Raw genomic sequence first — 15,509 nt, forward strand, 5'->3', positions numbered from 1 at the left:
GCGCAACACCGAATTGAAGTAAAGAGCCAATGCAGCAAAAGAGTAGAGCCTTCCTTAAGTGGGCTGGCGGAAAATACAGCCTCGTTGAAGATATTAACGCGCGACTAAATCAAGCAAGTAAGCATGCAGATACTTTGGTTGAACCTTTTGTTGGTGCGGGCTCAGTGTTTTTAAATAGCAATTTTAAACACTATGTACTTAACGATATTAATGCTGATTTAATCAATTTATATAAAGAGCTCAAGCGTTCGCCTGATGAGTTTATTAGTGATGCCAAAAAGCTTTTTGTTGATTTAAACAACCACTCAGATGCGTATTATGATTATCGCGTGCAGTTTAATCAAAGCAGCGATGTATATGAGCGAGCCATCTTATTTTTATATATGAACCGCCATGGTTATAACGGATTATGCCGCTATAACTTAAAGGGCATTTTTAATGTGCCTTTTGGTAAATATAAAAAGCCTTATTTTCCTGAAAAAGAAATGTACTTTTTTGCTAGCAAAGCGCAACAGGCTACATTTACTTGCCTAGGGTATGATGATGTATTCAAACTGGTGCCTAATAATGCAGTGATCTATTGTGATCCGCCTTATGTGCCATTAAGTAAAACCGCATCCTTTACTTCGTATGCAAAAGGCGGGTTTAATTTGGACGACCAGGCTAATTTAGCGAACTTAGCTGAGCAAGCGGCATTTGAGAATAATACGCCGGTCCTTATTTCAAATCACGATACGGTATGGACACGCAAAATTTACAGCCAAGCTTCTTTGGATAAAATTCAGGTTAAACGCACGATTAGCCCAAAAGGCGGTTCACGAAATAAAGTCGATGAGCTAATGGCTATGTACTTAGCACCGAAGTCACGGTTGCGTAAATAGCCAACACAAATAATACAAAAAGTACCACGGCAATAGCAATTAAAGTAATAGGGGAGTGGTGTTTAAAGTCTGTTTGACGTTTATCTTCGGATTGCACACCAAAAAATGCAGCTAGCACACTTTGTAACGCGCTTAAAAAGTGCTGCATTAATTAAAATAATGGTTTGATTGAAGAGGGTTTGTGATTGTCATCAGTACCTGTTAATAACTCTAGGAAGTCTAGATAATGGAACTGTGCACTGCGGCTATCGCCGGTTAACCAAGAAGCCCATGAGGAATCTTCTTCAATTTGAATACAGCGGTTTACGCTATGATTGATAGCGTTAGTTTGCTCTTTATGAAAACAAGTGTTGGCAGAGCTTAATTCTTGCTCCGTATTTGAAGAAAGCGACGCTGCTCCAATAATGACACTTACCGACGTGATTAATAATCCAATTTTAAAAGCACGCATAATATAAACCTAATAATTTAGTTCTTCGCGAAGCATAACAAAAATCGCTTAAATAATACACTTTATTTTTAGTTATATTCACAGCTAATCATACCGCAGAATTTTTTATAAGCATGTTTTATCCTTCTTAGCTCACGCAGCTTAACTGTTGTTATAGTTAAAGACAGTTTGTCATTGGTGTTGCTAACTTAGCGCTATTTTTTAAAGGTGTTACTTGGGTAACATCGTTAATTAAGTTACATTAACGCCATAAATTATTCATTAATGGATTAGCGATGCTCAACTGTGAACAAAAGTACTTAATAGCGCCCTCAATATTATCTGCAGATTTTGCACGCCTTGGTGAAGATGTCGACAAAGTGTTAGCTGCCGGAGCTGATGTTGTCCATTTTGATGTAATGGATAACCATTATGTCCCTAACTTAACAATAGGCCCAATGGTGTGTAAAGCACTTCGCGATTATGGGATTAAAGCCCCTATTGATGTTCATTTAATGGTAAAACCGGTAGATAGCTTAATTCCACAATTTGCCGAGGCGGGTGCATCAATTATTACCTTTCATCCAGAAGCCAGTGAGCATATTGACCGTACTTTGCAATTGATAAAAGATCAAGGCTGTCAGGCTGGCTTAGTGTTCAACCCGGCAACAAGTTTAAGTTACCTCGATCACGTGATGGATAAAGTAGATGTGATCTTATTAATGTCAGTAAATCCTGGGTTTGGTGGACAAAGTTTTATTCCACAAACACTGGAAAAACTGCGAGAGGCAAAGCAACGCATTATTGATTCAGGGCATGATATTCGTTTAGAAGTTGATGGCGGTATTAAAGTAGATAACATAGCTGCAGCGGCTGAAGCGGGGGCTGACATGTTTGTTGCAGGCTCTGCTATTTTTAATCAGCCTAACTATAAAAGCGTAATTGATGAAATGCGCCAACAATTAGAAAGTATTAAATAATGAAATATGATGCTGCACTATTTGACTTAGACGGCACGCTAGTTGATAGCGTGTATGACTTATATATGGCCTTAAATCTTACGCTAAGTGATTTAGCGTTTCCCATAGTTAGTCAGCGATTAGTTGAAAGCTGGGTAGGTAATGGCATAGAGGTGTTAGTAAAGCGAGCTCTATGCGGTGATATGCAAATTAGTGAACACCTCGATGAGGCTTTAAGCGAACGAGCTATCAACCTGTTTTATCAACATTACAGTGAGCAGGTTGGTGAATACAGCGTATTATATCAGCATGTTGAAACTGGACTCGCAGCCCTTAGTGGTATGCCCAAAGCACTTATTACCAATAAGGCACGCCGCTTTACTGAACTACTTTTAGATAAACTGGCTATTCGCAGTCATTTTGAAGTAATTGTTTGCGGTGACGACATGGCAAAAAAACCGTCACCTGAGCCACTCCTATTTGCTTGCAATACATTGAATGTTTCGCCAGATAAAGCCATTATGATCGGTGATTCAAAGAGTGACATACTGGCAGCACAAGCTGCTAGTATTGATGTGATAGCCCTTACTTATGGGTATCATCAAGGAGAGCAGCTAGGGGATTATAATCCACAGTACCTATGCGATAACTTCTTAGCTATAATACCGACACTAACGCAGCGTTAAGCATTTCAAATTAAGTAAAAATAAAGGAAAATCATGAGTAAACCAGTAGTATTAAGTGGCATGCAGCCAACCGGTGGTATGACAATAGGCAACTATGTTGGCGCTATTAACCAGTGGGTTAAGCTACAGGAAGAATATGATAGCTACTTTATGCTTGCCGACTTACACGCAATTACTGTACGCCAAGACCCTGAGTTATTACGTGCTCGCGTTTTAGATGGTGTTGCTTTATATACGGCGTGTGGCATTAACCCAGAAAAAGCGGCATTATTTGTTCAATCTCAAGTGCCAGAACATGCACAACTTGGTTGGGTATTAAACTGTTATGCGCAAATGGGTGAGCTTAATCGCATGACCCAGTTTAAAGATAAGTCGGCAACGCATGCAAATAATATTAATGTGGGTTTATTTGCTTATCCAGCTTTGCAAGCAGCTGACATTTTATTATACCAAGCTGATAAAGTACCAGTTGGCGAAGATCAAAAGCAGCACCTAGAGTTAACTCGTGATATTGCGAATCGTTTTAATAATGTATACGGCGACATTTTTACGCTGCCAGAACCTTATATTCCTGAGTTTGGTGCGCGAGTTATGAGCTTGCAAGATCCACTGAAGAAAATGTCTAAATCTGATGAAAACCCAAATGGTTTTATTATGATGTTAGACGAGCCGAAAAAGATTGAGAAAAAGCTTAAAAAAGCGGTTACCGACTCAGACGAACAAGCACGCATTTATTTTGATCGTAGTGAAAAGCCAGGTGTTTCTAACTTACTTACCTTATTAAGTGTTGCGACTAAGCGTTCAATTGAAGAGCTAGTCCCTGAATATGAAGATAAAATGTATGGTCACTTGAAAAAAGACACCGCAGCAGCTGTTGTCAGCATGATAGAGCCAATTCAGGCTCGTTTTAAAGAAATACGTGAAGACCAAACGTTATTAAATGACATTATGAAAATGGGTGCAGAGAAAGCCAGTGCCCGTGCTGAGAAAACATTAAAAGCAGTTTATGATGCGGTTGGATTTATTCCACGCCCATAAGTCTGTTTTTTTGCAGATACAAAAATGCCGCTAATTCAGCGGCATTTTTGTATTTTAATGTTTTGTAGCTGAAATACCGGCAGATTCACAGGCTCTAACTATAAATTGATAGCCATAAGGCATACTTTGATCAGGCGTTATTTCAACAATTTCGTAATCATTGAGCTCAATTGACTTACTCTCTTTTGACTTTTTACAGCGAGAGTAGCTATCTGCTTCATAACTATAGGCAAACATAGCGATTAAGCGTTTACTGCGCTCAAAGTAGCCTTTAGTATCTAAAAACTGCTTAACTGTCTGGGTATTATCGTCTTCGCCTTCTAAGCGAATACCAAATGTTTTTGTCTGAGTTTTGTCATTGTCTGAAGAGGGAAGTTTTTTTTCTATCTGTTCACTTAACTCTTCTATTGCTTGTTCCTGTTCTGCGGGTGACTTATTCGCAATAGACTTACTATTTTCAAAATTCTTTACGATGTCGTTTAATACTTTTTCAGGCGGTTTGTCATCAATGAACGCGATTAAACTTACAAACACCACAGTAGCTAAAAAAAAGCGCGTAAATGCAGTGAGAAGCGGCGAATAGCTTTGACTGATAAATTTAATACGATCAGAGCCAAAGGGTTTTATAAGCAGTAAAACGATGATGTAAAATGGCAAAATAAGCTGTAAGCCGAGTAAGGTTGCTAGGGTTATCCCCAGTGTCCAAGGCGGTAAATATAATAAAGTGGCAAAGTTGTGGGTGTAGTTAAAATGATTAGCTGATACTTGCGTTACTTCATTCACTATACCGCTTGCACCTGCTAGAACAAAGTTAGCAATACTGGCATAAAATACCAAAATAAGTGCTTTGCCAGCGAGTGAATTCCAGAGCTGATTAAACTTGGGCCAAAACTCTACGATCAGTGCAACAATGGTGATGCTGGCGCACAACCAGGTTAACTTAAAAATAGCTAAACTTATAAGTGCAAGAAGGTAAAGCTTTTGCGCGGTGTTAAGGTTAAACCATATGCTTTTTATATGACTCAGCAGTTTAATTTGGTGTGGTTGCCAGCTTTTTTGCTGTTGCTTAAACTGTTTATTAGCACGCCATTTTGCAACTTTTAAATACCTTAACACCGGCTTTCCTCAAAGTGTATTACCGCTATTTATTTAATAGCGGTTTTAAGTAGTGCCCAGTATGTGAGCGCTGACATTCCGCCACTTCTTCTGGTGTGCCTGCAATCAGTATTTCACCGCCGCCAGCACCACCTTCAGGGCCTAAATCAACGATCCAATCGGCAGTTTTTATTACATCTAAATTATGCTCAATTACTACAATGGTATTGCCATGATCGCGTAGGCGATGCAACACCACTAATAACTGTTCAATATCAGCAAAATGAAGTCCCGTGGTTGGCTCATCAAGAATGTACAAGGTTTTTCCAGTATCACGCTTAGAGAGCTCACGTGCTAACTTAATTCGCTGTGCTTCACCACCAGAAAGTGTTGTAGCGGCTTGGCCTAAACGAATATAAGAAAGTCCAACATCCATTAGGGTTTTAAGTTTACGTGCTATAGCCGGTATTTTATCAAAGTAGTCATGGGCATCTTCAACGGTCATGTCGAGCACTTGGTTGATGTTTTTGCCTTTATATTGTACTTCTAAGGTTTCGCGATTATAACGTTTACCCTTACACACATCACACGGTACATAAACGTCTGGTAAAAAGTGCATTTCTACTTTAATAACGCCATCACCTTGGCATGCCTCACAACGCCCACCTTTAACATTAAAACTAAAGCGACCCACTTTGTAACCACGTGAACGGGCTTCTTGAGTACCCGCAAACAGCTCACGAATACCGGTGAAAATACCAGTATAAGTGGCAGGGTTTGAACGCGGTGTGCGGCCAATTGGACTTTGGTCAATATCAATTACTTTATCAAAGTGCTCAAGTCCTGCAATTGACCCATAAGGAGCTGCTTCTGCAGTAGTTGCACCGTTGAGTTCAGTGTGGGCAAGTTTAAACAAGGTATCGTTAATGAGTGTAGATTTACCCGAGCCAGATACACCGGTAATACAGGTCATTAAGCCAAATGGTATTTTTAAATCAACATTTTTTAAGTTATTACCCGTCGCTCCAAACAGCTCTAGCCATTTATCGTTAGTAGCATGGCGCTCTTTAGGCACTTCAATTTTACGTACGCCAGATAAAAATTGGCCGGTAACCGAGTCTTTGCTTGCTAAAATATCATCGCGTGTACCTTGAGCAATAACATGTCCGCCATGTACGCCAGCACCTGGGCCAATATCAATAATATGATCAGCGGCACGAATGGCGTCTTCATCGTGTTCTACAACAATAACGGTGTTACCCAAATCGCGTAAATGAACTAAAGTTTTTAATAAACGGTCGTTATCACGTTGGTGCAAACCAATTGAAGGTTCATCCAATACATACATAACACCCACTAACCCAGCACCAATTTGACTCGCTAAGCGAATACGCTGTGCCTCACCGCCTGAAAGTGTGTCGGCGCTACGCTCAAGTGATAAGTAATTTAGACCTACATTAATTAAGAACGATAGGCGATCGCGAATTTCTTTTAGAATTTTTTCGGCGATTTGGCCTTTTTGCCCAGTTAAATGCAAGCCTTCAAAAAAGCTCATCGCCTCACCAATACTCATATGCGTAATGGTTGGCAAGTTAGTTTGACCAATAAATACATTGCGTGCTTCTTGGCGCAAACGTGAGCCTTTACAACTAGGGCAGGCTTGGCTGGTTTGATACTTGGCTAGTTCTTCACGCACTGAGTTTGATTCAGTTTCGCGGTAGCGGCGGTTCATATTGTTTAACACGCCCTCAAATACATGATTACGTGTAATTAAATCACCGCGGTCATTACGATAATTAAATGCAATTTTAGTATCACCAGAGCCATCTAAAATAATTTTTTTATGTTCTTTTGCAAGCTCTTGATAAGGTACATCTAAATCAAACTCGTAATGCTGTGCAACTGCTTGCAACATTTGATAATAGTAAAAGCTGCGTTTATCCCAGCCTTTAATTGCACCGCCAGCTAAACTTATTTCAGGGTTATGAACCACGCGATTAGGGTCAAAGTATTGTCTTACGCCTAAACCATCACAGCTTTGACAAGCTCCTGCAGGGTTATTGAACGAAAATAAACGCGGTTCAAGTTCGGTCATCGCATAGCCACAGGTTGGGCAGGCAAAATTTGCTGAAAACAGCATTTCTTCAGCACTGCTATCGTCCATAAAAGCAATGTTGGCAACGCCGCCTGACATTTCAAGTGCCGTTTCGAATGATTCCGCAAGACGTTGTTGCTGGCCGTCTTTGACTTTAAAGCGATCCACCACGACTTCAATAGTATGCTTTTTATGTAAATCTAGCGGTGGTGGATCGGATAAGTCGCATACTTCACCATCTATACGAGCGCGAATGTAACCTTGACTGGCAAGTTGTTCTAATAGTTTTACATGCTCACCTTTACGGTCTTTAACAACAGGAGCAAGTAGCATTAACTTAGTGCCTTCAGGCAGCGCTAATGCGGTATCGACCATTTGACTAATTGTTTGCGCTGCTAAAGGAAGATCATGAGTTGGACAGCGAGGTTCGCCAACCCGTGCAAACATTAAACGCAGGTAATCGTAGATTTCAGTAATGGTTCCCACGGTTGAACGGGGATTATGCGAGGTTGATTTTTGTTCAATGGAAATAGCAGGGGAAAGGCCTTCAATATGATCTACGTCAGGTTTTTCCATTAATGACAAAAACTGCCTTGCATAAGCAGAGAGTGATTCAACATACCGGCGTTGCCCTTCTGCATATAGCGTATCAAATGCAAGTGATGACTTTCCTGAACCAGATAAGCCAGTGATAACAATTAGTTTATCACGTGGGATGGTTAGGCTGATGTCTTTTAAATTGTGCGTGCGGGCGCCTCGGACTTCAATGTTTTCCATGCTATCTCGTTTATTGCCAAAATTATTTGTTCAGTATCGCATAATACGCTGCAATATTAATCCTTGATCATTGAAAAAATCCTTAGTTATAGACGATTAATTATTGCCAAGCTTGTGATAGAATCCTTGCCTAATTTTTTCACACAGTAAGATCACGCAAATAATGACCGCATCTTCACTTAATTCACGAGAGAAACGCGCCGCCGTATCGTTAGCGAGTGTGTTTGCATTTAGAATGCTCGGCTTGTTTATGCTGATGCCTGTTTTAGCTATTTATGGTCAATCGCTTGAAGGCTTTTCACCTATATGGATAGGTTTTGCAATTGGTGCGTATGGTTTAACGCAGGCCGTATTACAAATCCCAATGGGAAGACTATCCGATAAAATTGGCCGTAAAAAAGTGATTGTAGGTGGTTTACTTGTATTTGCTTTAGGCTCAGTGATTGCTGCTTTGGCCGAGTCTATACAAATGGTGACGGTAGGACGTGCCTTACAAGGTATGGGTGCTATCGCCAGCGCACTATTAGCGTTTGCATCAGACTTAAGCCGTGACGAACAACGACCAAAAGTCATGGCAGTGATTGGTATGAGCATAGGTATGAGCTTCGCCTTCGCTATGCTACTTGGGCCAATTGTGGCAGCTTCATGGGGTATAGCCGGAGTGTTTTGGTTAACTGCTATACTGGCTGTATTAGGAATTTTTATTGTCACTATGCTGGTGCCTAGTGCAATAAATAAAGCCCCTAAAGGCGATACACTTGCCAGCTTTAGTGACATTAAAAAGCTAATTAAACATCCGCAGCTTGCGCGTCTAAATGCAGGTGTATTATTGCTGCATTTAACATTGACGACTATTTTTGTAGTATTGCCAAGTCAACTAATTAAAGATGGACTTGTGGCTGAAAACCATTGGCAGCTTTATATCCCGGTTTTATTTTTAGCGTTTTTTTTGATGGTGCCAGTAATGATAGTGGCAATTAAAAAAGAGAAAGAAAAACAAGCCTTTATTGGTTCAGTGATGGTCTTAATAGTCAGTATGTTAAGTATGTCGATATGGGCCAATAGCGTTGTTGGCATTGCGGTTTGTATGCTGTTATATTTTGTTGCTTTTAACTTTTTAGAAGCCACTATGCCGGCTCTTGTGTCTCGCATTGCGCCTGCAAGCCAAAAGGGCTCCGCTATGGGTGGGTATTCATCTAGCCAGTTCTTAGGTGCTTTTTTAGGCGGTATGTTAGGTGGGTATGTAGCACAAACCACCAGTACGCAAGCTGTGTTTGCGGCGGCGGCACTTGTTGGGGTAATATGGCTTATTATTGCGTGGAAAATGCAAGTCCCACCGAAAAGCAAAGTTATTAGTTTAATGACCCAATTAGATTCTGAAGAGCAGGCACAAACACTAGCTTCTCAGTTAGTTGCTTTACCCGGCGTAATAGAAGCAACCGTAGTTCGCGATGAAAGTCGAAGCTACTTAAAGATTAATGATAAAGAATTTGACCTAGACCAAGCCCGAAGAGTGGCTGGTTTAATCTAACGTTTATAGGAGATGGTTCCATGGCACGCGGTGTGAACAAAGTAATTTTGGTTGGTAATTTAGGGCAAGATCCTGAAGTTCGTTACATGCCTAATGGTAATGGCGTAGCAAATATTACCTTAGCAACTTCAGACAGCTATAAAGATAAAAACACTGGCCAAATGGTTGATAAAACTGAGTGGCACCGTGTGGTATTTTTTGGCAAATTAGCTGAAATTGTAGGCGAATACTGCCGCAAGGGTTCACAAATTTACGTAGAAGGTAAGCTTCAAACTCGTAAATGGACTGACCAACAGGGCCAAGAAAAATACACCACAGAAATTGTTGTTGATGGTTTTACAGGTCAAATGCAAATGTTAGGTGCACGCGGTGGCGACCAACAAAGCGGTGGCTATCAAGGTAACCAAGGTGGTCAACAAAGTGGCGGTTATCAAGGTAACCAAGGCGGACAGCAAAGCGGTAGCTATGGTCAAAATAACCAAGGCCAGAATAGTCAGCAAGGCAGTTATGCTCCACAGCAACAATCTGCACCTGCCCAGCAGCCGGCTCCACAACAAAATAACCAGTACCAACCACAGCAACAAGGTGGCTTTGCACCTCAGCAAAATAATGCACCACAACAGCAAGGCGGGTTTGCACCTAAGCCGCAAAATGCACCGCAAGGTGGCGCATCAAACCCTATGGAACCAACAATCGACTTTGATGACGATATTCCGTTCTAAATGATATAAAGTTATTAGTTTAAAAAGTTTTAAAAAATAGCCCTGAGTAATCAGGGCTTTTTTATTGAGGCTAGTTACCATACCTTTCGCTTATCTTTATATGAGTGAATAACTCTCATTAGAAATTTATACATTGTTTTAAGGTTTACAAAGCATAGCAACGTCAATCTGTTTAATTTGTAACAAACCTCCCACCTGTGCCGATAAGATGCAGCGATTACTTGTGACTAAATATAATGTTTATAAATATTAAGTATTAATAATAAAACAGCTACTAAACTTTTATGATTGGCTTGTGCAATTGCAAATAGTAGACAACACTTTAATAACTTATTTAATGAGCGGGTAAGTTATGAAAGCCAGTCAGTCTCAGTTTACCAATTACGCTAGTGTCTTATTTTACGCTCTGTGTTTTATGCTATTTGTTATTTTTAATAGTGGTTTAAATTTAGTTTTACAATATCAAAATAAGCAAACAGGTATAGAACTCGCTGAGCAATTACAGCAGCCACTAGTGAATAAGCAACAACTTTTAGTAAATACACCTTTTACCCTAGCTCCAGATAAAGTTTCTGTTTATGTTAAGCAGCAAAAGCAATACTTCAGCTCTAATTCAAAAGGGGTTTTGTTATATTCATGGCCTCTTTGGTATGCCTACAGTGACCTATTTATAATAATGAATGTGTTTATTTTGGTCATAATTTTTGCTGTTAGACGCGCTATATTACTCAAAACGAGAGTAAATAACTCAATGGTATTAAAGCGTAACCAAAGCGATGGCTATAAAAAAGTGTGTTATACGCCTAAAACAATGCCTTCACTATCGGTATTAAAGACAGCAGCCAAGGAGCAGAAAACAATTGGCTATAATATATTTGCACTCATTCAATGCGAATGTCATTTTGATACAAACACAGACTTACCTGCGACTCTTAAAGTATTACTAGCAAAAGATTTTACCAATACGGCTGTAATATCCGTTAAGTTATTAACAGCAGGTAATTTTGCTTTTACTCTCAAAGGGGTTAGTGCGATTGAGAAAGCAAATTGTGCTAAACATTTACATCAATGCATGCTTAACGCAGCTTATATTTTAGCCCCTAGAGTGGCTGACGAGAGTATAAAGTTAGGTGTGTGTACTTACTACTCGAATGCTGATCAGGTGATGGTGTATCAGCTTGCCAGATCGTCACTCACACTATCAATGCAAAGTAGAGTGAAGCATTATCATCAATTGGCACTCAATTGCAGTCATCTTAAGGTGGCTGATGAAAACTTGGTCAAGCAGGGAATTGAAAAGCAAAAATTAGCGATTTTATTTCAACCTGTATACGAGTTGGATAGTGGCATTATTATTAAACATCATGTTTTAATTAAAAGTAGCGATAAGACAAATAAACAACTATTTAATCAAGATTATATAAGTCAGTTTTACAATGAGGATGAGGCGCTATTACTAGACCAAGCAGTTGTTATGCAAGTTAAAAAACTGCTGTTAATAGAAAAGTCATCGTCTGTTATTAGTATTAAATTGCATCCTAAAAGTTGGTTTAATAGTGAGTTTTGGGGTTGGCTAAGTAAACATATGAATGAGTTGAAAAGCCTTCATACGTTACAGTTTTTGATAAATGAAGCTGATTTCTTAAATAACCAAGATCGGTTACAGACTGCTTTTTCGGCCATAACAGCGCTCAACTTTAATATCGTTATAGATGAGGTTAGAAGTAGTAAAAGTATATTTAACTTCACCCATAATAAGCAAATAGTGGGGCTTAATTTGGCCTATGAACTTGTTCATGGAATAGATCATAATTATTTCCAGCAAAAATCTGTCAGGGGAATTGTGCATATTGGCAAATTATTGAGTCTGCCGGTGGTGGCCTCAAGTGTAGAAACGTATCAGGAACTGCAATTTTTAAAAGCGATAGGTGTTAGTACTGCACAAGGGGGGTATTTTTCTGGATTATTACCCGACTTCACTCAAGTTGCATTTCATTAGCTAATTAAACAAGTCCACGATATTTTAGCCCGTCTAAACCTTGCAGCCCACCTGTATGAATTGCAATAATTTTGCTGCCAGAGGGAAAGTAGTCGTTGTTAATGAGCTGCCAAAGTGCATACATCATTTTACCGCTGTAAATAGGCTCAAGTGGTAACTGATATTGTTGCAACATATATTGGCAAAACTGCCACAGTTCAGAGGTAAAACGACCATATCCGCCACCATGAAATTGTGTAAGTAATTGCCAATTACTTTGTGATTTAGCTCTAGGGCTAAGGGCTCGTATTTCGTCTCTCAGGTAGTCGGCTTGCTTTAAAACGGCAATACCTAGTAGGGTGCTTTTATTTGAGCTGCCCTCTATTAAGCCCGCCAATGTTCCACCACTGCCAGTAGGACAGATTAAGTAGTCGTGCTCAGGTAAACTTTGGGCGAGTTCTTTACACCCCTCTAAAGCAAATTCGTTAGTGCCTCCTTCAGGCAAAATATACGCATTGGGAAATCGAGCCTGTAATGCCGATAAGTATGCTTTATCATTTCGTTGTCGGTATTCTAATCGATTAACTACATGTAATTGCATGCCACATAGCTTTGCAAATTTTAACGTTGGATTATTGAGGTCAAGTTCAGGTCCGCGCACAATTGCGTGAGTTACTAGGTTAAATTCTTTTCCTGCGGCTGCGCACGCGTGAATATGATTCGAAAAAGCGCCACCAAAGGTCAGTAACTCTGTTTTGCCTTGTTGTTGCATGCGAGCTAAATTGTATTTGAGCTTACGCCATTTATTACCACTAATAACAGGGTGCAATAAATCATCACGCTTAATGTTTAGCGTAATGTTTTTTTCTGCTAGCAATTTGTTACTAATTGGTTGGAAATAACTATGTTCATTAATATTGAATGGTATTGGCATTATCACTCTTTTTTATTAGTTACATGGTGAATGTGCTGCTTAATAGCGTTATTTTGACTTAAATTTTATTACTTAAGCAAATTAAAAAATATGAATACGCCGTTAAATTGGTATCTTTTGGGCGTAAATGGCAGATAAATATCGATGTTGTTAAATAAATTAGCTATTTAGTACAAATGAAACGGTTATTTACTGGCATGAAACGGGATAATAGTTGTAAACTGAGATAATAAATGAACAAAGCTTGTGTTTTGTGCTTCAAGTACATAGCATAAGGTTTTATTATAAAAAATAATAATAACCAAATAATTGCCGCTTTTTTGGGACTGGAATATATGCGAATTGCTCCTTTATCTCTGTTAATTTCTGCTAGCTTTTTTGCCAGCACAGTATTTGCACAAGATACAACTACTGTAAACAGAATTGAATCAGAGATTAATACGAAACAAACAGAATACACTCGTTCAACAACGATGCTCGATAAATATTTACAAGAAGAAAATCAGCTTCAAACCCAACTTGAACTGCTAAGAGCGCGTTCAACACAACTTGATAAAGAAAAAAATCAAGCGTTAGATGCGATGAATGATATGTACCGACGCTTAATTGATAACCCGTCGCTTGATATCACTTCTGCACAATCGCGTTATCAAAAAGCCGTTGTTGATCAAGAACAAAATAAAAATGATATTTCTATGCAATTGGCGGCAATTGCATCCCATCTAAAAGATATTGAGCAAATTCGCGCTGATAAACATGCACTTCAGAACACCATCGAAAGTTTAAAAGTGCAATACACTACTGCGCGTGTAGAGCGACTGCGCAATGAGTTTACCCGCGAGGGAACACTCGAGGTCGATCATACCCTTAATTGTAAGCGTACTGAAACACTCGCTGCATGTGAACAACGCGGCCAGCAGATGGGGCTGAAAAAAGCCACTAATCGCTTTTTAGATCAAATTTTTGAAAACCTTACAGAAAAACGTCTGGTTGAACCTAAGCGAGACATGTCAGGGGCACAAGTACAGATTTTAAGTAGTCACGTGATTAAGAGCGCATTTAGCGGCCAAGGTGATTATAACGTCAATTTAAGCGTTACTATGCGTGGAGATGTAAACAGTAGTCGTTTATGTCACTTATTAAGTGTAAATAACAGTTTTTGTTCAGAGTATGGTACCCCGCTGACAAATACTTATCAGCCAGCTTATAGCACTACTTTTTCTGATAGTCAGTTAACATTCAGCGATAATACGGATAATAAAGCGGTCGCTGTTGTTGCAAAAACAGTTAATAAAAAGCCTAAAGTGGTCGCTGAACAAAAGAAAGATCAGTTAATTCAGTTAACTTTGCGTTCTAACGTACATGGTGATGAAGTTTTTATTAACGACATTAGTGTAGGTTCAACTCGCTTAGTAACAAGATTACCGCGTGGTTTGCATAAATTAGAAATACGCAAAGAGGGTTACATCCCTTATAAAGCACGTATTGACTTAAAAAAGACACGTACGCTTTTTGCTAAGTTAGAAAAAAAGTCAGAGTCGATTGCTGCACCGACTAAAAAGCGAGAGCAAATAATACAAGCAGATTGTCCTAAGGGAATGGAAGTTGATACGCAGCCACCAACAGTGGATTCGTCAGCCGTAATAATCCCTGTTGGCACATTTAAAATGGGCGATATTAACGGCAATGGACTGGAAAACGAGCGTCCTGTTGTTGAAAAAACGATTAGTGAATCTTTTGTCATGCAAAGTAAAGAAGTCACTGTTGGCGCATTTGAGAAGTTTGTAAACGAGACACAATACAAGACTGAAGCTGAAAAAGGCAAAGGCTGTGCTTATTATCTAAATGGAGAACCCGTTTGGGAAGCGAGCTTAAATTGGCGAGCTCCAGGGTTTGAGCAAACAAATGATTTTCCAGCTGTGTGTTTGACAAAAAATGATGCTACGGCTTACGCAGAATGGTTTTCTGATAAAACAGCACAAGTGTATCGTCTGCCAACAGAGGTTGAGTGGGAATATGCTGCGCGTGCAGGTACAGATACTGAGTACCCTTGGGGTAACGAAATTGGTAAAAACTTAGCAAACTGTGGTTGGTGTGGTAGCGAATGGTCAAACAAACGCACCGCTCCGGTAGGGTCTTTTTCTGCAAATGCATTTGGCTTATACGATACAGTGGGCAATGTATGGGAATGGACTAGTAGCACAGAGAATAAAAAAAATGCTGTGGTTCGTGGCGGCGCATGGAACTTTGCTCCTAGCCTCGCTCGTGCCTCAACGCGTTTAATCCTAGCGCCAGATTTTAGAGCTAATTACATTGGCTTTCGCTTAATGAGCGAACAATAATATTTAATGAGGAAGCACACGCTTCCTCTTTTTAATGATTA

Annotated in this window: 13 protein-coding genes; 8 read left to right on the forward strand and 5 right to left on the reverse strand. The window is 39.6% G+C overall.

From position 1 onward, the window contains the following. Window positions 1–29 precede the first annotated feature (29 nt). Complete coding sequence (locus tag QL989_RS10870) at window positions 30–881, forward strand: Dam family site-specific DNA-(adenine-N6)-methyltransferase (protein WP_010390441.1); 852 nt, start codon at window positions 30–32, stop codon at window positions 879–881. Here QL989_RS10870 and QL989_RS10875 read toward each other — a convergent pair. Together QL989_RS10875 and QL989_RS10880 are read right to left on the reverse strand one after the other, a co-directional pair. Next, the gene (locus QL989_RS10875) at window positions 844–1,029 is read right to left on the reverse strand and encodes a DUF2970 domain-containing protein (RefSeq protein WP_041709648.1); all 186 of its coding nucleotides are present in this window, start codon (window positions 1,027–1,029) and stop codon (window positions 844–846) included. The genes QL989_RS10870 and QL989_RS10875 overlap by 38 nt on opposite strands. A 3-nt stretch (window positions 1,030–1,032) precedes the next feature. Beyond that, on the reverse strand, window positions 1,033–1,332 hold the full coding sequence (locus tag QL989_RS10880; protein WP_010390444.1) for a hypothetical protein: 300 nt from the start codon (window positions 1,330–1,332) through the stop codon (window positions 1,033–1,035). 275 nt (window positions 1,333–1,607) lie between these two features. On the opposite strand from QL989_RS10880, the gene rpe reads away from it, so the two are divergent. The 3 genes from rpe to trpS are packed head-to-tail and all read left to right on the forward strand — an operon-like array spanning window position 1,608 to window position 3,994. Beyond that, the gene (gene rpe, locus QL989_RS10885) at window positions 1,608–2,291 is read left to right on the forward strand and encodes a ribulose-phosphate 3-epimerase (protein WP_290170461.1); all 684 of its coding nucleotides are present in this window, start codon (window positions 1,608–1,610) and stop codon (window positions 2,289–2,291) included. Continuing rightward, window positions 2,291–2,956 carry an HAD-IA family hydrolase gene (locus QL989_RS10890; protein ID WP_290170464.1) on the forward strand — a complete coding sequence of 222 codons (666 nt, stop codon included), beginning with the start codon at window positions 2,291–2,293 and terminating at the stop codon, window positions 2,954–2,956. The genes rpe and QL989_RS10890 overlap by 1 nt, the downstream gene beginning before the upstream one ends. Before the next feature lie 33 nt (window positions 2,957–2,989). Beyond that, entirely contained in the window at window positions 2,990–3,994 is a 1,005-nt protein-coding gene (gene trpS / locus QL989_RS10895) for a tryptophan--tRNA ligase (RefSeq protein WP_010390450.1), read from the forward strand. A gap of 54 nt (window positions 3,995–4,048) precedes the next feature. Here trpS and QL989_RS10900 read toward each other — a convergent pair whose 3' ends face one another. Both QL989_RS10900 and uvrA read right to left on the reverse strand, forming a co-directional pair. Beyond that, window positions 4,049–5,110 carry a hypothetical protein gene (locus tag QL989_RS10900; RefSeq protein ID WP_075170530.1) on the reverse strand — a complete coding sequence of 354 codons (1,062 nt, stop codon included), beginning with the start codon at window positions 5,108–5,110 and terminating at the stop codon, window positions 4,049–4,051. 25 nt (window positions 5,111–5,135) lie between these two features. Next, complete coding sequence (uvrA, locus tag QL989_RS10905) at window positions 5,136–7,961, reverse strand: excinuclease ABC subunit UvrA (protein WP_075170529.1); 2,826 nt, start codon at window positions 7,959–7,961, stop codon at window positions 5,136–5,138. Between the two features lie 163 nt (window positions 7,962–8,124). On the opposite strand from uvrA, the gene QL989_RS10910 reads away from it, so the two are divergent. The 3 genes from QL989_RS10910 to QL989_RS10920 all read left to right on the forward strand — a co-directional run bounded on the left by QL989_RS10910 (window position 8,125) and on the right by QL989_RS10920 (window position 12,213). Then, window positions 8,125–9,492, forward strand: a complete 1,368-nt coding sequence (locus QL989_RS10910; RefSeq protein WP_138569792.1) for an MFS transporter — start codon at window positions 8,125–8,127, stop codon at window positions 9,490–9,492. Window positions 9,493–9,512: 20 nt separating this feature from the next. Next, complete coding sequence (gene ssb / locus QL989_RS10915) at window positions 9,513–10,214, forward strand: single-stranded DNA-binding protein (protein ID WP_008467569.1); 702 nt, start codon at window positions 9,513–9,515, stop codon at window positions 10,212–10,214. A 352-nt stretch (window positions 10,215–10,566) separates the two neighbouring features. Next, on the forward strand, window positions 10,567–12,213 hold the full coding sequence (locus tag QL989_RS10920) for an EAL domain-containing protein (RefSeq protein ID WP_290170472.1): 1,647 nt from the start codon (window positions 10,567–10,569) through the stop codon (window positions 12,211–12,213). A 4-nt stretch (window positions 12,214–12,217) separates the two neighbouring features. Here QL989_RS10920 and QL989_RS10925 read toward each other — a convergent pair whose 3' ends face one another. Then, window positions 12,218–13,126, reverse strand: a complete 909-nt coding sequence (locus QL989_RS10925) for a pyridoxal-phosphate dependent enzyme (RefSeq protein ID WP_290170474.1) — start codon at window positions 13,124–13,126, stop codon at window positions 12,218–12,220. 335 nt (window positions 13,127–13,461) lie between these two features. Here QL989_RS10925 and QL989_RS10930 point away from each other — a divergent pair, with 335 nt between their 5' ends. Beyond that, window positions 13,462–15,468: an SUMF1/EgtB/PvdO family nonheme iron enzyme gene (locus QL989_RS10930; protein WP_290170477.1), complete on the forward strand. Its 2,007-nt coding sequence runs from the start codon at window positions 13,462–13,464 to the stop codon at window positions 15,466–15,468. Window positions 15,469–15,509 lie beyond the last annotated feature (41 nt).

The sequence above is a fragment of the Pseudoalteromonas sp. APC 3224 genome, assembly GCF_030407535.1.
Taxonomy (GTDB): Bacteria; Pseudomonadota; Gammaproteobacteria; order Enterobacterales; family Alteromonadaceae; genus Pseudoalteromonas.

Excerpts from the sequence above, each read along its gene's own strand:
- QL989_RS10875 (WP_041709648.1), bottom strand. The coding sequence starts at position 1,029 with ATGCAGCACTTTTTAAGCGCGTTACAAAGTGTGCTAGCTGCATTTTTT.
- ssb (WP_008467569.1), top strand. The coding sequence starts at position 9,513 with ATGGCACGCGGTGTGAACAAAGTAATTTTGGTTGGTAATTTAGGGCAA.
- rpe (WP_290170461.1), top strand. The coding sequence starts at position 1,608 with ATGCTCAACTGTGAACAAAAGTACTTAATAGCGCCCTCAATATTATCT.
- QL989_RS10910 (WP_138569792.1), top strand. The coding sequence starts at position 8,125 with ATGACCGCATCTTCACTTAATTCACGAGAGAAACGCGCCGCCGTATCG.
- QL989_RS10925 (WP_290170474.1), bottom strand. The coding sequence starts at position 13,126 with ATGCCAATACCATTCAATATTAATGAACATAGTTATTTCCAACCAATT.
- QL989_RS10870 (WP_010390441.1), top strand. The coding sequence starts at position 30 with ATGCAGCAAAAGAGTAGAGCCTTCCTTAAGTGGGCTGGCGGAAAATAC.
- uvrA (WP_075170529.1), bottom strand. The coding sequence starts at position 7,961 with ATGGAAAACATTGAAGTCCGAGGCGCCCGCACGCACAATTTAAAAGAC.
- QL989_RS10880 (WP_010390444.1), bottom strand. The coding sequence starts at position 1,332 with ATGCGTGCTTTTAAAATTGGATTATTAATCACGTCGGTAAGTGTCATT.
- QL989_RS10930 (WP_290170477.1), top strand. The coding sequence starts at position 13,462 with ATGCGAATTGCTCCTTTATCTCTGTTAATTTCTGCTAGCTTTTTTGCC.
- QL989_RS10920 (WP_290170472.1), top strand. The coding sequence starts at position 10,567 with ATGAAAGCCAGTCAGTCTCAGTTTACCAATTACGCTAGTGTCTTATTT.
- trpS (WP_010390450.1), top strand. The coding sequence starts at position 2,990 with ATGAGTAAACCAGTAGTATTAAGTGGCATGCAGCCAACCGGTGGTATG.
- QL989_RS10890 (WP_290170464.1), top strand. The coding sequence starts at position 2,291 with ATGAAATATGATGCTGCACTATTTGACTTAGACGGCACGCTAGTTGAT.